Source organism: Cellulosimicrobium sp. NPDC055967 (assembly GCF_042269845.1).
Lineage (GTDB): Bacteria > Actinomycetota > Actinomycetes > Actinomycetales > Cellulomonadaceae > Cellulosimicrobium.
This window is the reverse complement of sequence record NZ_JBHJYJ010000007.1, coordinates 168182-190760: the sequence shown is the minus strand read 5'-3', so window position 1 is coordinate 190760 and position 22579 is coordinate 168182. Positions and strand designations below refer to the sequence as shown.

Sequence of the window (22579 nt, the reverse complement as noted above, 5' to 3'; positions counted from 1 at the left end):
GCCCGGACCCCGGAGGACGGGCCTCAGACGTCGGTCGCGAGGATCTTCCCGGCGTCGCGGTGGTCGATCCCCGCGTCGAGGTAGACGGGGCCGAAGACCGTGTATCCGAGCCGCTCGTAGAAGCCGACCGCCTGGACCTGGGCGGAGAGCAGGACGCGCACGACGCGCCGCCCGTCGGTGCCTGACGCCGCGTGCTCGGCGAGCGCGACCTCCTCCAGCGCGCGCATCACCGCGGCGCCCGCGCCGGTGCCGCGCGCGGACGCGGACACCGCGACCCGGCCGACGTGGACCTCGCCCGGGTGCGCCGGGTCGGTCAGGAGCCGCCCCGTGCAGACGACCACGCCCTCCCGCTCGCGGTCGCGCACGAGGACGTGCGTCGTCGTCGGCGCGGTGTCGAGGTCGTCGATCTCCTCCTCGACGGGCACGCCCTGCTCGTCGACGAACACCGCGAGCCGCAGCGCGTGCGCCGCGGCCAGGCCGGCGTCGTCGACCACCCGCTCGACGACCAGCCGCGCCGTGCCGGCGCTCTCGGCCCCGGCGGCGGCGCCGACGCTCACGCGTACGCCCCGCGCAGCACCTCGAGCGCGTGCGCGAGGTCCTCCGGGTACTCGCTCGTCAGCTCGAGCCACTGCCCGGTCGTCGGGTGCTCGAACCCGAGGCGCACCGCGTGGAGCCACTGCCGCGTCAGGGCCACCCGCGAGGCGAGCACCGGGTCGGCGCCGTAGGTGAGGTCGCCGACGCACGGGTGGCGCAGCGCCGAGAAGTGCACGCGGATCTGGTGCGTGCGCCCGGTCTCGAGGTGCACCTCGACGAGCGACGCGGCGGGCAGCATCTCCTGGACCTCGTAGTGCGTGACCGACGGCTTGCCCTCCGCGGTGACCGCGAACTTCCAGTCGGCGCTGGGGTGCCGCCCGATGGGCGCGTCGATCGTCCCCGTGGTCGGCTCGGGGTGCCCCTGGACGAGCGCGTGGTAGACCTTCTCGACCGTGCGCTCCTTGAAGGCGCGCTTGAGCGCCGTGTACGCGACCTCGCTCTTCGCGACGACCATGAGGCCCGAGGTCCCGACGTCGAGGCGGTGCACGATGCCCTGGCGCTCCGCCGCGCCCGACGTGGAGATGCGGTACCCCGCGGCGGCGAGGGCGCCGACGACGGTCGGGCCGGTCCATCCCGGCGAGGGGTGCGCCGCGACGCCGACGGGCTTGTCGACCACCACGACGTCGTCGTCGTCGTGCACGATGCCCATGCCCGGCACCGGCTCGGCGACGACCTCCACGGCCGCCGGCGCGGCGTCGGGCACGTCGACCTCGAGCCACCCGCCGGGGACGAGCCGGTCGGACTTGCCGACCTCCCGGCCGTCGAGGCGGACCGCCCCGTCCGCGGCGAGCTCCGCCGCCCGCGTGCGGGAGAGCCCCAGGAGCCGCGCCAGCCCGGCGTCGACCCGCTCGCCCGCGAGGCCGTCCGGGACCGGGAGCGCGCGGAGACTCACTGCTCCTCCTCGCCGTCGGCACGCGCCGTCGTCGGGCCCTGCGCGTCCGCCTCGGGCTTCTCGTCCGCGCCGTGGCGCGTCCCGTCGAGCCCGATCCCGAGGACCGACAGCACCGCGATCATCACCGCGGCGCCGACGATCGCGATGTCCGCGACGTTGCCGACGAACCAGTTCGCGTACGCGATGAAGTCGACGACGTGGCCCCGCGCGAAGCCCGGCTCCCGGAAGAACCGGTCCAGGAGGTTCCCCAGCGCCCCACCGAGCAGCAGCCCGAGCGCGACGGCCCACGCGCGGGAGCCGATCCGGCTCACCATGCGCACGATGACGACCACCACGGCCACGACGACGATCGTCAGGACCCAGGTCATCCCCGTCGCGATGGACAGCGCCGCACCCGGGTTGTAGATGAGCCGGAGCCCGAGCAAGGACCCCAGGAGCGGGATCGTGTCGTCGCCGAGCGTCAGGCTCGACTCGGCCCACCACTTGGTGAGCTGGTCGAGCACGAGGACGAGGGCGGCGAGGACGACCGTCCAGACCACGAGCACGCGCCGCGGACCGCGGCCGGCGGTTGTCACGGCGGCGCCGGACGCGGTGGACTCCACGCCGGTCTCAGCGCCGGTCTCGACGCCGGGCTCGGTACCGGTCTCGGTGCCGGGATCTGCGTCGGTCACGGCGTCGGCGGGGTCGGTGGGCTCGGGGCGCGCGGAGGTGGACATCGGCGGCAAGTCTGCCACGTCGGCACCGGCCTCCGCGCGGACCCCGCCCGACCGGTCGGGCGCGCGGCGCTCAGCGCCGCTCGGCGCGCTGCTTCGCCTCGACCGAGAGGTTCGCCCGCGGGAACGCCTGGAGGCGTGCCTTGCCGATCGGCAGCCCGGTCTCCTCGCAGGTCGCGTAGGTGCCCGCCGCGATGCGGTCGAGGGCGTGCGACGTCTGCGCGAGGAGGTCGCGCACGTTGTTGACGAGGGTCAGCTCCTGCTCGCGCTCCAGGGCGCTCGAGCCGGAGTCCGCCTGGTCGTCGCCGGCGCCGTCGCCGGAGTGGCGCAGGAGGTTCGAGAGCTCCTCGTCGGCGGAGGCGAGCTCCCCCTCCAGGCGCTCCTTCTCCGAGAGGAGCTCGGCAGCGAGCTCCTCGGCCTCCCGCAGGGTCCAGGGCTCCTCCCCGTCGCGCACGGGGAAGGACTTGACGTCCTTCGCGAGGTTCGGGAATCGGTCGCGCACGGCCGTGCGGGCCGCGGTGGTGAGCTTGGTCATGTCGCCCCTCCAAGTTCGAGTCACGCGAGAGTAGACGCAGCGGCCGGTACGCACAACACACCACGCCGGACCGCCGAGACGGAAAGACGCAGGTGCGAGGCGTACCGGCCGCTGCCGGACGGTCGACGCAGGTGCTAGATGCCGGGAGCGAGGTCGCTCGTACGGCTCGCCCCGCCGACGTTGCTGCGCGGCGGGAGGGCGCTGCCCCGGTTGTCCAGGTCGCCCAGCAGGTTCTGCAGGTAGCTCTTGAGGCGCGTGCGGTAGTCGCGCTCGAAGATGCGCAGCTCGTCGATCTTGCGCTCGAGGAGCGAGCGCTCCTGCTCGAGCTGCGACAGCGTGCGGTGCGAGGTCTCCTCGGCCTCGCGCACGATGCGCGTGCCCTCCTCCTTCGCCTCCGCGATGAGCCGGTCACCCTCCTCCTGGCCCGAGCGCACGTAGTCGTCGTGCAGCTTCTGGGCGAGCTGGAGCATGCCGGTCGCCGACTCCGGCTCCGCGCCGTTCTTCGCGACGACGGCCTGCGAGATCGGCGCCACCGGGGCGGGCTCCGGCTCGGGCGCCTTGGGCGCCTCCACGACGGCGGGCTGCACCGCAGCGCTGGACGCGTCGGCCCGGCTGAGCTCGGCGATACGACGCTCCGCGGCAGCGAGCTTCGACTTGAGGTCCTCGTTCTCCTCCTGCACGGAGTTGAGGGTCCTCACCACCTCGTCCAAGAAGTCGTCGACCTCTTCGACGTCGTACCCCTCGCGGAACTTCGTCGCCGAGAACTTCTTGTTCAGGATGTCCTCTGCAGTGAGCAGTGCCATCGGTTCACCTCATAGCGTTTGCGTGTCGGTCCGGGCGACCTCGCGATCACCAGAGTCCAAAGTAGCGGAGATTGCCCGGAGGGGCCGGGAGCGGCCGTGCGTTCGCGCGCCGCGCGCCCGTGTGGATGACGTGACGGTGTGGCGTCGGGACGGTCGCGGTCGGGGCGAACCGGACGTAGCGAACCGTCGTGGTCGTCCCGGCGCGGCGCGGCCCGTGACGTGCGTCTCAGAGCGACGACACGATCTGCGCCGCGATCGTCACCGCGAAGAAGAGGATGATGAACGCCAGGTCGAGGCGCACCTGCCCCAGCGAGAGCGGCGGGATGAGACGGCGCAGCGCGCGCAGCGGCGGGTCCGTCGCCGAGTAGATCACCTCGGCGAGCACGAGCATCACGCCTCGCGGCCGCCAGTCGCGCGCGAAGAACTGCACCCAGTCGAACACGAGCCGACCGACGAGCAGCAGCAGGTAGAGCCAGAGCAGGAATCCGACGATCCCTGTGATGAGGTCCCAGATCACGGGTCAACTGTGCCAGACGCGCGTCCCGCGACCGGGCACGGGACACGCGCGCCGCGAGGCGGACAGCAGCGGAGGGACGGACGTGTCGGCACGTCCGTCCCTCCGTCTGCCGTGCGCGGGGCGCGTGCTCGGCGGGCGCTGCGCGCCCCGCACGTCGTCAGCTCTGGTTGTAGAACCCGGCGCGCCCCGGAGCCGGCGCCGCGGCCTGCTCCTCGCCGGTGATCTCCACGTGCTCGGGCGAGAGGAGGAACACCTTGTTGGTGACGCGCTCGATCGCGCCGTGGAGCCCGAAGATCAGACCGGCGGAGAAGTCGACCAGGCGCTTCGCGTCCGCGTCGTCCATGTCCGACAGGTTCATGATCACGGGCGTCCCTCCTCGGAACGCCTCCCCGATCACGCGCGCGTCGTTGTACGACCGCGGGTGGACCGTCGTGATCCGGCGCAGCTCGGCGGCCGACATGCTCGTCTGCGGCACCTCGCGCGGTCCGAGCGCGCGGTGCAGCGGCGTCACCTGGGCCTGGTAGTCGTGCGACACGTCCGCCCCCGTCTCGTCGAGCTCGTCGACGTACTCGTCCTGCTCGTCCTCGCCGCGATCATCAGCGAGGCCCAGATACAGCATGGTCTTGCGCAGCGCTCCCGCCATGGGCCTTGCTCCGTCCTCGATCGATCCGTCGGTCCACCGGCCGTCGGACCGGTGCGTTCACGCTAACCGAGGGCGTCGGACGATCCCGGGACGACACGCCCGGCGTCCGCAACTCACCCGGAGGTCGAGGACGGGGCCCTCACGCGCCGGAGAGCGTGACCAGACCGGCGAAGCGACCGGTCGTCGTCCCGCCGATCGCCGCGCGTCGGTGCGAGAAGAACCGGTCGTCCTCGATCGTGCACGCGTCGACGTGCACGACGTCCTCGACCCCCGCGGCGACGAGGTCGGTCACCACGCCGGCCGGCAGGTCGAGCGCGGGGGTGCCCCACGACGTCGTGGACCGCGTGGCCGGCCGCGCGAGCGCGACGTCGTCGCGCATCGTCGCGGGGACCTCGTAGCACCGGCCGCACGCGCTCGGCCCGACGGCGGCCCGGACGTCCCCGACCCGCGCCCCCGCGGCGCGCATCGCCTCGAGGACCGCCGGGACGACGCCGTGCGCGAGCCCGCGCCGTCCGGCGTGGGCGACCCCGACGACACCCGCGTCGGCGTCCGCGAGGAGCACGGGCACGCAGTCGGCCACGAGCACGCCGAGCCCCGTGCCCGGTGCGGTCGCGACCATCGCGTCGGCCTCGCCCACGGAGTCGACGGGCGCGCCGTCCGCGTCCCGGGGCGGGGAGCCCAGCCGCACGACGTCCGTGCCGTGCACCTGGGAGGAGAAGGCGACCGGCGCACCGAGCCACGCGGCGGCGCGGGCACGGTTGCTCCGGACGCGCGACGCGTCGTCGGTCACGTTCAGGCCGAGGTTGAGCGAGTCCCACGGCGCCGGCGAGACTCCGCCCGTGCGCGTCGTGAACCCGGCACGCACGCCGGGACCGAGGTCCACCTCGAGCACGACGGGAGGGGTGGCGTCGAAGACGCCGCCCCTCCCGTCGGACGCAGGTCGGGTGCTCATCGGGCCCGGTCCTGGGTCAGCACCGGGTCACTTGAGGAAGTCGGGGACGTCGAGCTCCTCGACCTTGCGGCGCGCGGGCTCCTCGTCGAAGATCCGCGGCGGCACCTCGACGCCCGCGTTCTGGCCGCCCGGCACCGCGTCGGCGTTCTGGTTCGCCGCGTCGCCCGAGCCGACCACCGTGAACGTCGGGGCGGCCGTCGGCTGGACGGGGACCGGGCCCGAGCCGCCGTCGAGCGTGACGGGCACGTCGTCGGCCTCCGGCTGGATCGGCACCACCGGGCGGGGCAGCGTGTGCGCGCCCGTCGTCGGCGCCGGCGGCACCGGGCGCGCCGCCGGGACGACCGGGATCGCGCTCGTCGCCGGGCGCTGCGCCCCGGCCACCTGGCCGAGCGCGCGGGCGTCGCCGCGGACCTGCGGCGCGCCGCCGTCGAAGCCCGCGGCGATGACGGTGACGCGCACCTCGTCGCCCAGGGCGTCGTCGATCACGGCGCCGAAGATGATGTTCGCCTCGGTGTGGGCGGCCTCGTGGACCAGGCGCGCCGCCTCGTTGATCTCGAAGAGGCCGAGGTCGGAGCCGCCCTGGATCGACAGGAGCACGCCGTGGGCGCCGTCGATGCTGGCCTCCAGGAGCGGCGACGAGATCGCCATCTCGGCGGCCTGGACCGCGCGGTCGTCGCCCCGCGCGTTGCCGATGCCCATGAGGGCGCTGCCCGCCCCCTGCATGACCGACTTCACGTCGGCGAAGTCGAGGTTGATGAGGCCGGGCGTCGTGATGAGGTCCGTGATGCCCTGCACACCGGAGAGCAGCACCTGGTCGGCCTGGTGGAACGCCTGGAGCGCGCTGACGTTGCGGTCGGACATCGACAGGAGGCGGTCGTTGGGGATGACGATGAGGGTGTCGACCTCGTTGCGGAGGTTCTCGATGCCCTGGTCCGCCTGGACGGAGCGGCGACGACCCTCGAACGTGAACGGCCGGGTCACGACGCCGACGGTGAGCGCACCGAGCGAGCGAGCGATCCGCGCGACGACGGGCGCGCCGCCCGTGCCGGTGCCGCCGCCCTCGCCCGCGGTGACGAAGACCATGTCCGCGCCGCGCAGCACGTCCTCGATCTCCTCGGCGTGGTCCTCGGCGGCCTTCTTGCCGACCTCGGGGTCCGCGCCGGCGCCGAGGCCGCGCGTCAGCTCGCGGCCGACGTCGAGCTTGACGTCGGCGTCCGACATGAGGAGCGCCTGCGCGTCCGTGTTGATGGCGATGAACTCGACGCCCTTGAGGCCGACCTCGATCATCCGGTTGACGGCGTTCACGCCCCCACCGCCGATGCCGACCACCTTGATCACTGCTAGGTAGTTCTGCGGAGTTGCCACGTCAATGCCTCTCGATCGGTCAGCCCTGAACCTTCACCCTCAACTAGAGGGTTATAGTTATGTCAGGTCGTTCATGGGTCGACCGTAGGTGTCGACGTGCCCATCATCAACGACCGCCTCGCGCGTGTCGGCGATCCCCGGTCGGGACGCCACCGTGCGGGTCACCGCGTCACCGGCATCGTGGGTGCCGAGACGTCGTAGAGCGTCACGCCCGCGTTCTCCGGCACCGCCCGCAGCGTCTGCAGGACGCGGACCTTGAGCGCCGCCTCCTCCGCGCTCCCCCACTCCACCACGACGCCGTCGCGCAGGGTCATCCGGACGGCGTCCCGCGTCGGGGCCGAGACCTCGGCGACCTGCGCGTGGAGGTCGGCCGGCAGCGCGTTGAGGAGCACGAGCGCCGCGTCGAGCGCCTTGGCCCCTCGGTCATCGAGCGGGGCGTCGATCTCCGGCAGGCCGTCGGGGACGGCGGGGTCCGTCCGCACCTGCACGCCGTCCGCGTCGAGCAGCGCGAACCCACCGTCCACCGGGACCGCGACCACGGGCTCGCGCGACTCGAGCCGCACGGTCAGCCCTGCCGGCCAGGCGCGGCGGATCTCGACGTCGCGGACGCCGTTGAGCGCCAGGACCCGCTCGCGCAGGGCGACGGTGTCGAGCCGCGGCAGCGGCACCCCGGCGGACTCCGCGACCACGGCCTCGACCTGGGCCGGGTCGATCACCGTGCCCTCCCCCGAGATCGTCACGTCCTCCGGGTCGAGCCCGAGCACCGAGGAGAAGAACGCGAGCCACACGAGCGCGGCCACCACGAGAGCGCCCGAGACCCACCCCAGCACGCGGGTGCGCACCCGGTGCCGGCGCATCGCGTCGCGCTCGGCCAGCCGCTCGGTCATCCCGTGCGACACCACGCCGACCGGCGCCGTCGGCGTCCCGCGCGGGGCGGTCGGCGTCCGCGCGGAACCCCGCGGCCGCCCTCGGACGCTCTGCGGTCCCGTCGCGGGCCCGCCCGCCCGGGGTCGCTCGGTGGTCGACGGCACGAGCTCGCGACCGGAGGAGGTCACGCGGCGGACGGGCCGGGTGGGCGTCTCCTCGGCCGGCGCCCGGGTGACCGGCTTCGGCGTCCCCGACCGTGCCGGGGCCGCGGGCCGCGCCGCGCGCTCTCCCGCCCCCGACCGGTCCGGTCGGGGTGCGGCGGGTCGGGGCCGGGGCGGCGGGCGCATCAGGCCGCGCCCCCTCCGGGAGCCCCGGCGCCGGCGGTCCGCTCGGCGATCCGCGCGAGGACCACCGCACCCAGCTCCGTCACGTCGCCGGCTCCAACCGTGAGGACGAGGTCCCCCGGCCGCGCGGCGTCCGCGACGCGGCGCGCGGCCTCGACCCGGTCCTCGACGGCCGCCACCACCACGCCGGGAGCGTCCATCAGGTCCGTGATCGTGCGTGGTCCCACGGCCGGGTCCGGATCCTCCCGCGCCGCGTAGATCCCGGTGACCACGACCTCGTCCGCGGCCCCCAGCGCCTGCGCGAACTCGCGCGCGAACGTCGCGGTGCGCGAGTAGAGGTGCGGCTGGAAGAGCACGAGGACCCGGCCACCCGCGGCGACCGGCCGCGCGGCGGCCAGCAGCGCCGCGACCTCCGTCGGGTGGTGCGCGTAGTCGTCGACGACCCGCACCCCGCCCACCTCGCCGCGCGCCTCGAACCGGCGTCCCGTGCCGAGGAAGCCGTGCGCCGCGGCGACCGCCGTCGCCGGCTCCACGCCGAGCACGACCGCCGTCACGACCGCCGCCGTGGCGTTCAGCGCGTTGTGGTGGCCCGGCACGCGCAGCCCCAGCTCGAGCCCGTCGAGCGTGGCGCCCCCGACAGCACCCGCGAGCGACGCCCGCACCCCCGCGCGCCCGTCGTCGACGGTCGGGCGCACGTCCGACACGCGCACGTCGACGTCCGCGGCCGCGCCGTAGGTGACGACCACGCCCCCGCCCTCGGCGTGGGCCGCCGCGAGCGCCCGCGCCCCGGCGTCGTCCGCGCACGCGACGAGCGTCCCGCCCGGTGCGATCCGCGCCGCGAAGTCGACGAACGCCTGCTCGAACGCCGCGCGCGACCCGTAGTGGTCGAGGTGGTCCGGCTCCACGTTCGTCACGACCGCGACGTCGGGCGCGTAGTTGAGGAACGAGCCGTCGGACTCGTCGGCCTCGGCCACGAGGACGTCGGACCCGAGGTGGCCCCCGGCGACGGGACCGTCGGCGGTGAGCACCGTGCCGCCGATCGCGAACGACGGGTCGAGGCCCGCGCCGCGCAGGACCGTCGCGATCATCGCGGACGTCGTCGTCTTGCCGTGCGCGCCGGCGACCGCGACCGAGCGGCCGCGCACCATGAGCGACGCGAGCGCCTGCGAGCGGTGCAGCACGCGCAGCCCCGCGGCACGCGCGGCGGAGAGCTCCGGGTTCGACTCGCGGACCGCGCTCGAGACCACCACGGTGTCGGCGCCCGCGACGTGGGCGGCGTCGTGGCCCGCCCAGACCCGCACGCCGTCGGCCCGGAGCGCGGCGAGCGTCTCGCTCTCGCGCGCGTCCGAGCCCTGGACCCGGACGCCGTGGGCGGCGAGGAGCCGGGCGATCACCGACATGCCCGCACCCCCGACCCCGACGAGGTGGACGGTCCCCAGCTCCTCGAGCGGGACCGGGCCGGCGGCGCCGTGCGCCGTCACGAGCGCGTCCCGGTCCGGCCGGCGGCGGCGACCGCCTCCGCGACGAGGTCGGCGACGCGCGCTGCGCCGTCGCGCACCCCCGCACCGGCCGCCGCGCTCGCCATCGCGTCGAGGCGCCCCGGATCGCCGAGCAGCGCCGGGACCTCGCGCGCGACCCAGGCCGCGTCGAGCTGCGCGTCGTCGACGAGCAGGCCGCCGCCCGCGGCGACCACTGGGCCCGCGTTGAGCCGCTGCTCGCCGTTGCCGATCGGCAGGGGGACGTACACGGCGGGGACGCCCAGCGCCGCGAGCTCGCCCACCGTCCCGGCGCCCGCGCGGCACACGACCAGGTCCGCGACGGCGAGCGCGAGCTGCATCTCGGCGAGGTACTCGCGCACGTCGTACCGCGCGCCGGGGCGCGACGCGACGGCGGCCGCGGCCGCGTCGCGGACGGCGGCGTCCTTCCCCTTGCCCGTCAGGTGGAGCACCTGCGCACCCGCGCCGAGGAGCGCGTCGGCCGCCCCGGAGACCGCCTCGTTGAGGCTCTGCGCCCCGAGCGACCCGCCCGTGACGACGAGCGTGCGCCGGCCCGGGTCGAGCCCGAGCCGCGCCGCGGCGTCCGCACGCACGGCCATCGCGTCGGCCGCGCGGGCGGCCACGAGGTCCTGGATCTCGCGGCGCAGCGGCAGGCCGGTCACCACGCCGCCCTTGAGCGGCGTGCCCTCGAACGTCACGCCGACGCGCGCGGCCCACCGGGCACCGAGCCGGTTGGCGAGCCCGGGGCGCGCGTTCTGCTCGTGGATCACCACCGGGACGTCACGACGGCGCGCGGCGAGGTAGGCGGGGGTCGAGACGTAGCCGCCGAAGCCCACGACGACGCGTGCGTCCGTCTCGTCGATCACGGCGCCCGCCGCGTCGACCGCCGACTTGAGCCGCCCCGGGAGGTTCACCCACTCGGCGCTCGGACGCCGCGGGAGCGGGACGCGCGGCACGTGCCGCAGCGGGTAGCCGCGCGCGGGGACGAGGTCGTCCTCCAGTCCGCCCGCGACCCCGAGCGCGGTCACCACCACGCCGGGCTCACGCGCCCGCAGCTCGTCCGCCACTGCCAGGAGCGGGTTCACGTGCCCCGCCGTCCCGCCGCCTGCGAGCACCACCGAACCGATCGTCGTCACGTACCTCGTCGTCCTTCCTTGCGGCGGGTGCCGCGTCCTGGCTGTGGTCTGATGCTGTGGGCCGCCGGAGCCGGGCGTCGCCCGGTCCCGGGACCGGGGATCATCGCGCCCGGCGCCGGGGCCGCGCCGCCCGGCCGACGACCGCGAGCGAGCGCCGCACGACGCTCCCCCGCGCCGCCAGCGCCTCCGCCGCGCCGGGCTCGGTGCGGGCGAAGGAGATGAGCACGCCGAGCGCGGCCATGGTCATGATGAGCGCGGAGCCGCCCGCGGAGACGAGCGGCAGCGGGACGCCGATCACGGGGAGCAGTCCGATCACGACGCCGATGTTGATGAAGGCCTGCCCGACGATCCAGCACGCGATCGCGGCGGTCGTGATCTTCACGAACGGGTCCGGGTGCCGCCGGATGATCCGGCTCGTCGCGACGCCGACGATCACGAACAGGCCGAGGACGAGGAGCGTGCCGAAGAGGCCCAGCTCCTCGCCGATCACGGCGAAGATGAAGTCGTTGTGCGCCTCGGGCAGGTAGCTCCACTTCTCGCGGCTCGCCCCGAGGCCGACGCCCGTGAGGCCGCCGGTGCCCAGCGCCCACTGCCCGTGCAGGGACTGGTAGCACTCGCCGAGCGTGTCCGTGCACTCACGGTAGGTGGCCATGATGCGCCCCAGCCGGTCGCCGCCCGACTGGTTGAGGATGAAGACGTAGCCCACGACGAACGCGGCGATACCGGCACCGAGCGCGAGCAACCGGCCGTCGGCGCCCGAGACGAAAAACGCGCCGGCGACGAGCGCCATGAGCACGAGGGCCGTGCCCAGGTCGTGTCCCGCCAGGACGAGCCCGATCACCACCACGGCGACCGGCACCGCGGGGACGAGCACGTGGCGCCACTGCCCGAGCAGCCGCTGCTTGCGCCCGAGCACCGCGCCGAGCCACAGCGCGAGGGCGAGCTTGGCGACCTCCGACGGCTGCACGTCGAAGGCGCCCAGGTCGATCCAGTTCGTGTTGCCGTTCACGTTCTTCGCGAGCGGCGTGAAGATGAGGAGCTGTAGCGCCACCGCCGCGACCAGCGCAGGCCAGGCGAGGCGCCGGTACCACGCGACCGGGATCCGCGTCGCGATCAGGAGCACCGGAAGCCCGATGAGGACGAACTGCGCCTGCTTGGCGAACGCGTTGAACGGGGACTTGCCCGCGGCGATCTCCGTGACGGCCGAGCTCGAGAACACCATGACGAGCCCGATGATCGTCAGCAACGCGGTCGCCCCGACCAGGAGGTAGTAGCTCGTCACGGTGCTGTTCCACTGCCCGAGCCAGGGCCGCTCGGTCGGGGCGGCGGTCGTGCGGGGGCGCGTCCCACGACCGGTCGGCGGCTTCGCCCGGCCCCGTGCCGACTTCCGACCCGCGCCCGTGCGAGGGGTCGTGCGCGTCGACGGCGCCCCTCGTCCGTTCGCGGTCTGTGTCATGGCCGGGCCGGCCTACCCGTGGTCGGGGCGCAGCGCGCGCGCCGCGTCGGCGAACGCGTCGCCGCGCGCCGCGTACGAGCGGAACTGGTCCATCGACGCGCCGGCCGGGGCGAGCAGCACCGTGTCGCCGGCCTGCGCGAGGCGGCGGGCGGAGTCGACGGCGCGGGGCATCACGGTCCCAGTGTCGCCAGGATCGACCCGCACGACCGGGATATCGGGCGCGTGTCGGGCGAGCGCGCCCGCGAACGGCTCCGCGTCCACGCCGATGAGGACCACGGCCCGCAGCCGGTCGGCGCGCGCGGCGACGAGCTCGTCGAACGAGGCGCCCTTGGCGAGGCCGCCCGCGACCCACACGACGGTCCCGGGCGCGAACGACGCGAGCGACGCGGAGGCGGCGTGCGCGTTGGTCGCCTTGGAGTCGTCGACGTACGCGACGCCGTCGACCGACGCGACCTGCTCGATGCGGTGCGAGCCCGTGCGGAACGCGCGCAGGCCGTCGCGCACGGCGACGGCCGGGACGCCGTGTGCCCGGGCGAGGGCGGCCGCGGCGAGCGCGTTCGCGACGACGTGCGCGGGCACGACGCCGTCGGCCCCGGCCAGGTGCGCGAGGTCGCCCAGCGTGGCGAGCTCGGCCGCGTGCGTGTGCCGGTCGGGCGCGTCCGCGGGCGCGTGGAACGCGCGGTCCACGAGCACGTCCTCGATGACGCCGAGCTGGCCGCGCGTCGGGGCGCCGAGCGTGAAGCCGACGGCGCGCGCGCCCTCGACCACGTCGGCCTCGCGCACCAGCGCCTCGGTGCGCGGGTCCGCGGCGTTGTACACGCACGCCACCTGCGCGTCCTCGAAGACCCGGCCCTTGTCCGCCGCGTACGCGTCGATCCCGCCGTGCCAGTCGAGGTGGTCGGGGGCCACGTTGAGCACGGCACCCGCCTCGGGTGACGTCGTGTGCGTGAAGTGGAGCTGGAAGCTCGAGAGCTCCACGGCGAGCACGTCGAGCGTGGGGTCGCCCGCCGCCTCGACCACCGGCGTGCCGACGTTGCCCACTGCCGCCGCGCGCAGCCCGGCGGTCCGCAGGATCGTCTCGAGCATCTCGACGGTCGTCGTCTTGCCGTTCGTCCCGGTCACGGCGAGCCAGGGCGCCGGGCGCCCGGACGGACCGTCGACGCGCAGGCGCCAGGCGAGCTCGACCTCGCTCCACACCGGCACGCCCCGCTCGGCCGCGGCCACGAGGAGCGGGTGGCTCGGCGGCCAGCCCGGCGAGACGACGACGAGGTCGGTCGCCGCGAGGTCGACGTCGTCGGCGGCGCGCAGGTCGGCGTCCTCGGCGCGGTCGTCGAGCGTGACGACGGCGGCGGCCCGGGTCGCGAGGGCGGCGGCGGCCGCCCGGCCCGAGACGCCGAGGCCGGCGACGACCACGCGCGCCGCGTCGAGCGGGACCGCGAGGTCGTGACGGTCGCGTGCCACTAGCCGACCACCCACTCGGCGTAGAAGATCCCGATGCCCAGCGCGGCGAACAGCCCGGCGATGAGCCAGAAGCGGATCACGATGGTGACCTCGCCCCAGCCCGACAGCTCGAAGTGGTGGTGCAGCGGGGCCATCTTGAACACGCGCCGACCGGTCATCTTGAAGAAGCCGATCTGGATGACGTCGGAGAGGACGATGATGACGAAGAGGCCGCCGATGATGAGCGCGAGGAACTCGGTCCGCGTGAGGATCGACAGGCCGGCGAGCGCGCCGCCGAGGGCGAGCGAGCCGGTGTCGCCCATGAAGATCTTCGCCGGGCTCGCGTTCCACCACAGGAAGCCGAAGCACGCGCCGACGATCGCCGCGGCGACGATCGCGAGGTCCTGCGGGTCTCGCGTCTCGTAGCAGCTGGGACCCGCCGAGGCGAGGCGCTGGCACGTCTGGTTGAGCTGCCAGATCCCCACGAGCACGTACGAGCCGAACACGATGAGCGACACGCCCGTCGCGAGGCCGTCGAGGCCGTCCGTCAGGTTCACCGCGTTCGACCACGCCGTGATGAGGAAGTTCGCCCAGATCACGAACAGGATCAGCCCGACCGTCGCGCCCGCGAACGCGAGGTCGAGGTTCGTGTCGCGCAGGAAGGAGATGCGCGTCGACGCGGGCGTCCGGCCGTGCTCGTTGGGGAACTGCAGGGCGAGCACCGCGAACGCGATGCCGACGGCCCCCTGGCCGATGATCTTGGCGCGCGCCGTGAGGCCGAGGCTGCGCTGCTTGCGGATCTTCGTGAAGTCGTCGAGGAACCCGACGATCCCGAGCCCGGTCATGAGGAAGAGCACGAGCAGCGAGGACACGCTCGGGAACCGCCCGGAGACGACGTACGACATCGCCCAGCCGAGCAGCGTCGCCCCGATGATCACGACCCCGCCCATGGTGGGCGTCCCGCGCTTGGTGAAGTGCGCCGTCGGACCGTCCTGGCGGACGAACTGCCCGTAGTTGCGGTGGACGAGGAACCGGATGAACAGCGGCGTCCCGAAGAGGGCGACGAGCAGGGAGACGCCCGCCGCGACGATGATCGCGATCATGCGCCGTCACCTCCGGACGTGTCCGCGCCGGCCGCGGCCAGCTCGTCGCCGAGCCGCCACAGCCCGGACCCGTTCGAGGCCTTCACGAGCACGACGTCCCCTTCCCGCAGCTCGTCGCGCAGCAGCGCGGACGCCGCCTCCACGTCGGGGACGAACCGCGTCTCGTCGCCCCACGAACCCTCCTGGGTCGCACCGTCGTGGATCCCGCCGGCACCCTCGCCGACCACGACGAGCAGCTTGACGTTCAATCGGACCACGAGCCGGCCGATGTCGTCGTGAGCGACGCGCGAGTCCTCGCCGAGCTCGAGCATCTCGCCGAGCACCGCGACGGATCGCCGGTCGCGTCCCGCCATGACGGCCAGCGCCTTGAGCGCCGCCCGCATCGAGTCGGGGTTGGCGTTGTACGAGTCGTCGATCACCGTCACGCCGTCGGGACGCTCGGTGACCTGCATCCGGTGCGGGCTCAGCGCGCGCGCGTCGGACAGCCGCGCGGCGACGTCCGGCAGCGCGACACCGAGGCGCAGCGCCGCCGTCGCGGCCGCGAGGGCGTTCGTCACGTGGTGCTCCCCCACCAGGCCGAGGGTCACGCGCGCGTGCGTCTCCTCGGTCGGCCGCGCGTCCCCGGCAGCTCCCGGACGGACGCGCAGCGTGAAGGACGCACGGCCGGTCCGGTCGATCCCGAGGTCCTCGGCGCGCACGTCGGACGCGGGGATCGTGCCGAACGTGACGACGTCGCCCGGGGCGGCGTCGGCCATGGCGGCGACCCTGAGGTCGTCGGCGTTGAGCACCGCGACCCCGTCCGGGGCCAGGCCCGTGACGATCTCCGCCTTCGCGCGCGCCACGGCCTCGATCCCGCCGAACTCCCCGAGGTGGGCGCTGCCCACGACGAGGACCACCGAGACGTCGGGCGGCGCGATGCGCGTCAGGTAGGTGAGGTGGCCGACGCCGCTCGCCCCCATCTCCAGCACGAGGAACCGCGTCGACGCGTCCGCCTCGAGCACGGTGAGGGGGAGCCCGATCTCGTTGTTGAACGAGCCCCGCGGCACGACCGTCTCGCCCTCGGGCCGCAGGAGCTGCCCCAGCAGGTCCTTGGTCGTGGTCTTGCCCACCGAGCCGGTCACCGCGACGACGCGCAGGTCGCCACGCTCGCGCAGCGTCGCGAGCACGTGCCGGGCGAGCTCGCCGAGGGCGGTCTGGACGTCGTCGACGACGACGCACGGCACGTCGAGCTCGCGGGCCGCGAGGACCAGGGTCGCGCCGGCGGCGACGGCCCCGGCCGCGTAGTCGTGGCCGTCGACGTGCTCGCCGGGCAGCGCGACGAAGAGCGACCCGGGCCCGACCCGGCGCGAGTCGACGACGACGGGCCCCCCGACCCGCACCTCCGGGTCGGCGGACAGCCGTCCGCCGGTCGCTGCGGCCACCTGCGCCGCAGTGAGCTCGATCATGCGTGGTGCTCCTTCAGGTCGTCGGGGGTTCCGTGGGGTGCGCCGGCCGCGGCCCGCTCCTCGAGCGCGGCACGCGCCTCGACACGGTCGTCCAGGGGGTGGTCGACGCCGGCGATCTCCTGCCACACCTCGTGACCGCGGCCCGCGACGAGCACCGTGTCGTCGGGGCCCGCGGCGGCGATCGCCTCGCGGATCGCCCGTGCGCGCGGCGCGACCTCGAGCACCACGACGTCGCGCGGCTCGGGCGCGGCGGCCGCCGCCTCGCGCGCGGCGTGCGCGCCCGGGAGTACCTCGGCCCGGATCGCGGCGGGGTCCTCGCCGTGCGGGTCGTCGTCCGTCACGACGACGACGTCGGCCCCCTCGACCGCGACGCCGCCCATCGTGGGCCGCTTTCCGCGGTCGCGGTCACCCGTGGCGCCGAACACGACGACCAGGCGACCGGGCGTCGTCGGGCGCAGCGCGTCGAGCGCGAGCGCGAGCGCGTCCGGGTTGTGGGCGAAGTCGACGACGACGCGCGGGCGGTGCGGCGGACGCGAGACGAGCTCCATGCGACCCGGGACCGCCGGGGTGAGCCCGCCGGCCGCCTCGAGCGCCGCCTCCAGGTCGCGCGGGTCCGTGCCCGCCTCGAGCACGAGCGCGAGGGCGAGCGCCGCGTTGGCGACGTTGAACGCACCGGGCAGGGCCGTCGTCGTGCGCACGCTCCGCCCGTCACGGTGGCGCAGCGTGAACGCGGAGCCCCCCGCCGCCGACGGCTCGACGTCGTGCACGGTCCAGTCGGCGGCAGGCTGGTCGTCCGCCGTGTCCTGCGGGCTCACGCGCAGCGTCGCGACCGGGACGCGGGACGCCGCGACCATGCGCTCGCCCCACGCGTCGTCGACGACGACGACGCCGCGGCGGGCGTGCTCCGGCGTGAACAGGAGCGCCTTCGCCTCGAAGTACTCCTGCAGGTCGCCGTGGAAGTCGAGGTGGTCCTGGCTGAGGTTCGTGAAGCCGACGACGTCGAACACGAGCCCGTCGACCCGGTGCAGCGCGAGCGCGTGCGAGGAGACCTCCATCGCGAGGGTGCGCACGGTGTCCTCGCGCATCGCCGCGAGCAGCGCCTGCAGGTCGGCCGCCTCGGGCGTCGTGAGGCAGCTCGGCAGGACGCGGTCTCCCGACCGCATCTCCACCGTGCCGATGAGGCCGCCCTTCCAGCCGAGCGCGCGCAGCGCGTGGTCGACGAGGTACGTGGTGGTGGTCTTGCCGTTCGTCCCCGTCACGCCGAACGTCGTGAGGTCCTGCGCCGGGCTGCCGTAGACCCACGCGGCGACGGGGCCGAGCAGCGCGCGCGGGTCCGCGGCGACGAGCACCGGGACGCCCAGGTCCGCCTCGGCCACCGACGCCGCGCCTTGCTCGTCCGTGAGGACGGCGTGCGCCCCGCGCGCGACGGCGGCGGGAGCGAAGCGCGCCCCGTGCGCGCGGGCACCCGGGAGGGCGACGAAGAGGTCGCCCGCGTCCGCCGTGCGGTCGTCGGAGGCGACCCCCCACACCTCGACGGCGCCCGGTGCGGACGGCCCTCCGGACCCGTCACCTGCGCGGACGTCGAGGCCGAACCGTGCTGCCAGGTCCTCGACCGACCGGCGGGTGGTCGCGGCAGGACGAAGGCGGTCGATCGGGGATGTCACGTGTAGAACCTACCGTGCCGGGACCGCCACCCTCGCAAGCCGTCCCGCCCCGGCCGCCGCACCGGACCAGGCTTCACCGGACCTCCACGGACACCGTCACGGGCGGGGCGACGGGCTCGCTGCGCGAGGCCGACCGACGGGGTGAGGTTCACCACGTCGTCGGGAGCGGCACGTACGGCTCCGTGCTCGGCTGCACGCCCTCGTGCTCGAGCGTGAAACCCATGATCTCGCTGAACACGGGCGCCGCGACGACGCCGCCGAAGATCGACGAGTGGGGGTCCTTGAGGAACACCGACACGGTGTAGCGCGGGTCGTCCGCCGGCGCCACGCCGATGAAAGAGGCCATGATCGAGGAGAGCCTCCCGTCGGAGCCCGCCATCTGCGCCGTGCCCGTCTTCCCGGCGACCCGGTAGCCGGGCACCGCGGCGCTGGAGCCCGTGCCCTCCTCGACGACCGACTCCATCATGTGCAGCACCGTGTCCGCCGTCTCCTGCGAGACCACGCGCACCGGGGCCGGGCGCTCGGCCGGGACGAACGCGCCGCGCTCGTCGGTCGTGCCGGCGACGACGCTCGGCGTCGTGCGGACGCCCCCGTTCGCGATCGTGGAGAAGACGCTCGTGGCCTGGATCGCGTTCACCGACACGCTCTGGCCGAAGAGCACGGCGTACTCGGTGCGTCCGTCCCACGCGTCGGCAGGGTGGAGGATCCCGGCAGACTCCCCCGGCAGGCCGACGCCCGACAGTTCGCCGAACCCGAACTTGCGCAGGTAGTCGTAGCGCACCTGCTTCGGGATCCGCTCCCCGACCTGGACGGTCCCCGTGTTCGACGACTCCGCGAGCACGCCGGCGAGCGTGAGCCGCTCCACCGGGTGTTCGTGCGAGTCCTGGAAGGTCTCGCCGTTGGGCGTCGTGTAGAGGTACGGCACCTCGAACTGCGTCGCGGCGTCGGCGTACCCGCCCTCGATCGCGGCGGCCATCGTGACGACCTTGCCCGTCGACCCGGGGTCGAACACGTTCGACACCGCACGGCTCGGCCGCGCCACGGCGTCCGTCGTGCGGTCGTTCGGGTTCACGGTGCCGGAGTCCGCGAGCGCGAGGATCTCGCCCGTGCGGAGGTCCTGCACGACGGCGATCGCGTACTCCGCGCCGGTCTCGCTCACGGCGCGGTCCACGGAGTCCTGCGCCTTCCACTGCACGTCGCGCGCGACGGTGAGCTGCACGTTCCGCCCGGGCACCGCGTCCACGACGTCGCACCGGCCGGTCGGGATGACCTGGCCGCCGAGCCCGGCCTCGCACTCGCGCGACCCGGAGACGCCGGCGAGGACGTCGTCGTAGGACGCCTCGACGCCACCGCCGCCCGCCTGCTCCTCGTTGACGAAGCCCACGAGGTTGCCCGCGACGGTGCCCGCCGGGTACGTCCGCTCGCTCGTCATGGTGGTGCGCACGTAGGCGGAGAGCCGCAGGTCGGCGATCTGGCGCTGCACCTCGGGCGTGACGTCCTTGGCCAGGACGACGTACCGCGACGTCCCGTTGAGCTGCGCGGCGAGCTCCGGGGAGGACCTCCCGAGGATCGGGGCGAGCAGCTTGGCCACGCCCACGGCACCGCCCTCCTCGAGCGGCTCGCCGTCGACGAGGTCCGCGGTGCGGGGCGTGAAGTCGGCGATCGTCTTCGGGTCCGCCGCGACCGTGTACCGGTCCACGGACGTCGCGAGCACCACGCCGTCGGCGTCGGTGATGTCGCCACGGTGGGCCAGCAGCGTCGAGCTGCGCGTGCGGTCGGCGCGCGCGTCCGCCGCGAGCGCCGGCCCGCGGAGCACCTGCACGTTCACGAGCTGGCCCACGAAGACCGCCGTGATGACGCCCGCGACGACGATGAGCCAGCGCTGGCGCCGCTCGGGGCGCCCCGGCTCGCGGCTCCCCCGCGCGGGGCGGGCGGGCGGGCGCCCCGCGCCCCGCGGCGCCCGCGAGACGGTGGTCCTCGACGCACGGGCGGACGCCGCGGTGCGGGTGCTCGTGCCCGCGGTCTTCCGACCCCCGCCGGAACCAGCGCGGCCTCCCGGCGAGGGCCGGGAGGCCGTGGGGGCGGGGCGGGACCGCTGCGTGCTCGCCGCGGGGTGCGACCGGCGGTCGCGTCCTGCTCCGGCGTCGCCCGTCACTGCCCGGCCTCCTCCAGCGCGCCGCCGACGACCGTGCCGTCGGACAGCCGGAGCATCGCGGGGTCCTCGGCGGGAACCATGCCGAGGGACGCCGCGGTGTCCGGCAGCGAGGTCTTCCGGGCATCGACCTGCGCCTGCAGGCTCTGCGTGTCCTGGGCCACGCGGCTCACCTCCCGGCGCAGCTCCGACATCTCGTAGGAGTTGCGCGCCATCGTCGTGTTCACCAGGAGAGCACACAGGAGCGCGGCACCGAGGATCGACATGCAGACGACGAGGAACGGGATCTTGGACCGCGCCTGCAGCGGCGCGCGGACGAGCTCGAGGCGCGAGCGGAGCGCGCGCTCGGACGCGCCGCCCGGCAGCGCCGTGAGCGACGGGCGCGGTGCCGGGCGCGCCGTGCGCGGGAGCGGGCGGGCGGCGGTCGACCTCTGTGCGCTCATCGTGTCCTCTCCCCCGGGTCGTGCGGTCGGTCGGTCTGGTGGTGCGTCGGGCGCCGGTGCTGCGGCGTGGGTCGGGTGCGCTCGGCGGCGCGGAGCCGGACGGACGCGGAGCGCGGGTTGGACTCCCGCTCCTGCTCGGAGGCCTCCTCGGCGCCCCGGGTGAGGAGCCGCAGGTAGGGCTGGTCGTCCTCCGGCACCACCGGCAGCCCGGGCGGGGCGCTGACGGTCGCCCCCGCAGCCAGCACGCGCTTGACGATCCGGTCCTCGAGCGAGTGGTACGACTCGACGACGACGCGCCCCCCGACGGCGAGCACGTCCACCGCGGCGGGGACCGCGCGCTCGAGGACCTCGAGCTCGCCGTTCACCTCGATCCGCAGCGCCTGGAAGGTGCGCTTGGCCGGGTTCCCGCCCGTCGTGCGCGTCGCCGCGGGGATCGCCCCGCGGACGACCTCGACGAGCTCGGCGCTGCGCTCCCACGGGCGCTGCTCGCGGCGTCGGACGATCGCCCGGGCGACGCGCTGCGCGAACCGCTCCTCGCCGTAGTCGCGCAGGATCCGGGTGAGCGCGCGCTCGTCGTAGGTGTTGAGGACGTCGGCGGCGGTCTGGCCGGTCGTCGGGTCCATGCGCATGTCGAGCGGCGCGTCGTGCGCGTAGGAGAACCCGCGGTCCGCCTCGTCGATCTGCAGCGACGACACCCCGAGGTCCATGAGCACGCCCTGCACCGGCCCGCCGACGACGTCGGCCACGACGTCGCCGATCTCGTCGTAGACGGCGTGCACCGCGCGGAACCGGTCGCCGAAGCGCTCCAGGCGCCGCGACGCGCGGGCGATGGCCTCGGGGTCGCGGTCGATGCCGACGACGCGCGCCGTCGGGACCTGCTCGAGGACCGCCTCGGTGTGCCCGCCCATGCCGAGCGTGCAGTCCACGAGGACGGCGCCGGGCTCCGCCAGCGCGGGGGCGAGCAGGTCGACGCACCGCTGGAGGAGGACCGGGACGTGCCGCTCGGCGGCGTCGTCGGGGGTGCTCGTCATGTCCGTCTCCTCTCCGTGCTGGTCGGTGCTGGTCGCTGGTGGTCCGTGCCGGTCGGTGGTGGCCGCGCCGCCCGGCGGTGCCGCTCGCCGGGCCGGTCCCGTACGGTCAGGTCTCCCTCCGCGTCCTTTCTGGCGCCGGGGAAGTGCGCCAGACCGGGCGGGAGGAGGCCTCACCGTGCGGGAGCCGTGGGGCGTGACCCTAGAAGCGCAGGTCCGGGAACACCTCCTCGGCGGTGTCGGAGTACGCCGACTCCTGCTCCGCGAGATACGTCTCCCACGCCTGCGCGTCCCAGATCTCGACCCGCGTGCCGGCGCCGATCACGGCGACGTCGCGGTCGAGCCCCGCGTACGCCCGCAGGGGCGCGGGGATCGAGACGCGTCCCTGCTTGTCCGGGATCTCGTCGCTCGCCCCCGAGAGGAAGACGCGCAGGTAGTCCCGGGCCTGCTTGCTCGTCACCGGCGCCTGCCGGATCTGGTCGTACATGCGCCGGAACTCGTCCATCGGCAGCAGGAACAGACAACGCTCCTGCCCCCGCGTCATGACGAGACCCGGTGCGAGCCGCGACCGGAACTTCGCGGGGAGGATGAGCCTCCCCTTGTCGTCCAGCCGTGGCGTGAAGGTGCCCAGGAGCAGGCCGGAGGAACCGCCGAGCACGTCGTCCACGAAACCGGACATGCACCAGGCACCTCCTCTCCTGCTCCCTTCTCCTCCACGGTACTCCACTTCCCTCCACCGCTCTCGGTGAATCCACCGGCTTTCACCCGCCTTCGCAGGATCTCCGCAGGTCAGCCGGTGTGGAGCGCGGTGGAGGGGACCACTCCCCATGGCGCGTCGCGTCGGCGTCCCGGCGGCACACCCCGCGCCGCGCGGGCGCCGCAGCGGCGCGTCCGGCCCTCGCGCCGACGCTCGGCGCACGGCCGGCGGTCCACTAGGCTCTTCCCACCCGCGGTCTCCCTGGTCCGCGGCCCTGCGCCACCGACGACGGAG

General features: G+C 74.8%; 21 protein-coding genes. All 21 read right to left on the bottom strand.

Annotation, left to right across the window (positions count from 1 at the left end; all coding sequences use genetic code 11):
• Positions 1 to 23: 23 nt before the first annotated feature.
• Positions 24 to 557: a GNAT family N-acetyltransferase gene (locus ACFC2L_RS11740; RefSeq protein WP_375824482.1), complete on the bottom strand. Its 534-nt coding sequence runs from the start codon at positions 555 to 557 to the stop codon at positions 24 to 26.
• Entirely contained in the window at positions 554 to 1486 is a 933-nt protein-coding gene (locus ACFC2L_RS11735; RefSeq protein ID WP_375824481.1) for an RluA family pseudouridine synthase, read from the bottom strand. The genes ACFC2L_RS11740 and ACFC2L_RS11735 overlap by 4 nt, the downstream gene beginning before the upstream one ends.
• Complete coding sequence (locus ACFC2L_RS11730; RefSeq protein WP_375824480.1) at positions 1483 to 2202, bottom strand: signal peptidase II; 720 nt, start codon at positions 2200 to 2202, stop codon at positions 1483 to 1485. Before ACFC2L_RS11730 ends, ACFC2L_RS11735 begins: the two co-directional genes overlap by 4 nt.
• A 70-nt stretch (positions 2203 to 2272) precedes the next feature.
• A complete protein-coding gene (locus tag ACFC2L_RS11725; RefSeq protein WP_375824479.1) occupies positions 2273 to 2734 on the bottom strand; it encodes a TraR/DksA family transcriptional regulator in 462 nt (153 codons plus the stop codon).
• A gap of 134 nt (positions 2735 to 2868) precedes the next feature.
• Positions 2869 to 3537 carry a DivIVA domain-containing protein gene (locus ACFC2L_RS11720; RefSeq protein ID WP_047233999.1) on the bottom strand — a complete coding sequence of 223 codons (669 nt, stop codon included), beginning with the start codon at positions 3535 to 3537 and terminating at the stop codon, positions 2869 to 2871.
• Positions 3538 to 3763: 226 nt separating this feature from the next.
• Entirely contained in the window at positions 3764 to 4054 is a 291-nt protein-coding gene (locus ACFC2L_RS11715; RefSeq protein WP_375824478.1) for a YggT family protein, read from the bottom strand.
• 157 nt (positions 4055 to 4211) lie between these two features.
• On the bottom strand, positions 4212 to 4697 hold the full coding sequence (locus tag ACFC2L_RS11710) for a cell division protein SepF (RefSeq protein WP_047234000.1): 486 nt from the start codon (positions 4695 to 4697) through the stop codon (positions 4212 to 4214).
• A gap of 139 nt (positions 4698 to 4836) precedes the next feature.
• The gene (pgeF, locus tag ACFC2L_RS11705) at positions 4837 to 5649 is read right to left on the bottom strand and encodes a peptidoglycan editing factor PgeF (protein ID WP_375824477.1); all 813 of its coding nucleotides are present in this window, start codon (positions 5647 to 5649) and stop codon (positions 4837 to 4839) included.
• A gap of 27 nt (positions 5650 to 5676) precedes the next feature.
• A complete protein-coding gene (gene ftsZ, locus ACFC2L_RS11700; RefSeq protein ID WP_375824476.1) occupies positions 5677 to 7014 on the bottom strand; it encodes a cell division protein FtsZ in 1338 nt (445 codons plus the stop codon).
• 161 nt (positions 7015 to 7175) lie between these two features.
• Positions 7176 to 7901 (bottom strand): cell division protein FtsQ/DivIB, encoded by a 726-nt coding sequence (locus ACFC2L_RS11695; protein ID WP_375824475.1) that lies wholly within the window; start codon positions 7899 to 7901, stop codon positions 7176 to 7178.
• 326 nt (positions 7902 to 8227) lie between these two features.
• The gene (murC, locus tag ACFC2L_RS11690; RefSeq protein WP_375824474.1) at positions 8228 to 9706 is read right to left on the bottom strand and encodes a UDP-N-acetylmuramate--L-alanine ligase; all 1479 of its coding nucleotides are present in this window, start codon (positions 9704 to 9706) and stop codon (positions 8228 to 8230) included.
• Positions 9703 to 10857, bottom strand: a complete 1155-nt coding sequence (gene murG, locus ACFC2L_RS11685) for an undecaprenyldiphospho-muramoylpentapeptide beta-N-acetylglucosaminyltransferase (protein WP_375824472.1) — start codon at positions 10855 to 10857, stop codon at positions 9703 to 9705. The genes murC and murG overlap by 4 nt, the downstream gene beginning before the upstream one ends.
• A gap of 100 nt (positions 10858 to 10957) precedes the next feature.
• Positions 10958 to 12139 (bottom strand): putative lipid II flippase FtsW, encoded by a 1182-nt coding sequence (gene ftsW / locus ACFC2L_RS11680; RefSeq protein ID WP_375824471.1) that lies wholly within the window; start codon positions 12137 to 12139, stop codon positions 10958 to 10960.
• A gap of 186 nt (positions 12140 to 12325) precedes the next feature.
• The gene (murD, locus tag ACFC2L_RS11675; protein WP_375824470.1) at positions 12326 to 13774 is read right to left on the bottom strand and encodes a UDP-N-acetylmuramoyl-L-alanine--D-glutamate ligase; all 1449 of its coding nucleotides are present in this window, start codon (positions 13772 to 13774) and stop codon (positions 12326 to 12328) included.
• Entirely contained in the window at positions 13774 to 14856 is a 1083-nt protein-coding gene (gene mraY, locus ACFC2L_RS11670; RefSeq protein WP_047234006.1) for a phospho-N-acetylmuramoyl-pentapeptide-transferase, read from the bottom strand. The genes murD and mraY overlap by 1 nt, the downstream gene beginning before the upstream one ends.
• Positions 14853 to 16301, bottom strand: coding sequence for a UDP-N-acetylmuramoyl-tripeptide--D-alanyl-D-alanine ligase (gene murF / locus ACFC2L_RS11665; RefSeq protein ID WP_375824469.1), 1449 nt, complete (start codon positions 16299 to 16301; stop codon positions 14853 to 14855). Before murF ends, mraY begins: the two co-directional genes overlap by 4 nt.
• Positions 16298 to 17965, bottom strand: coding sequence for a UDP-N-acetylmuramoyl-L-alanyl-D-glutamate--2,6-diaminopimelate ligase (locus ACFC2L_RS11660; protein ID WP_375824468.1), 1668 nt, complete (start codon positions 17963 to 17965; stop codon positions 16298 to 16300). Before ACFC2L_RS11660 ends, murF begins: the two co-directional genes overlap by 4 nt.
• A 148-nt stretch (positions 17966 to 18113) precedes the next feature.
• Positions 18114 to 20120, bottom strand: a complete 2007-nt coding sequence (locus ACFC2L_RS11655) for a peptidoglycan D,D-transpeptidase FtsI family protein (protein WP_375824467.1) — start codon at positions 20118 to 20120, stop codon at positions 18114 to 18116.
• Positions 20117 to 20560 (bottom strand): hypothetical protein, encoded by a 444-nt coding sequence (locus ACFC2L_RS11650; RefSeq protein ID WP_375824466.1) that lies wholly within the window; start codon positions 20558 to 20560, stop codon positions 20117 to 20119. The genes ACFC2L_RS11655 and ACFC2L_RS11650 overlap by 4 nt, the downstream gene beginning before the upstream one ends.
• Positions 20557 to 21591: a 16S rRNA (cytosine(1402)-N(4))-methyltransferase RsmH gene (gene rsmH / locus ACFC2L_RS11645; protein ID WP_375824465.1), complete on the bottom strand. Its 1035-nt coding sequence runs from the start codon at positions 21589 to 21591 to the stop codon at positions 20557 to 20559. The genes ACFC2L_RS11650 and rsmH overlap by 4 nt, the downstream gene beginning before the upstream one ends.
• Positions 21592 to 21790: 199 nt before the next feature.
• Positions 21791 to 22225: a division/cell wall cluster transcriptional repressor MraZ gene (gene mraZ, locus ACFC2L_RS11640; RefSeq protein ID WP_031316739.1), complete on the bottom strand. Its 435-nt coding sequence runs from the start codon at positions 22223 to 22225 to the stop codon at positions 21791 to 21793.
• Between the last annotated feature and the right edge of the window lie 354 nt (positions 22226 to 22579).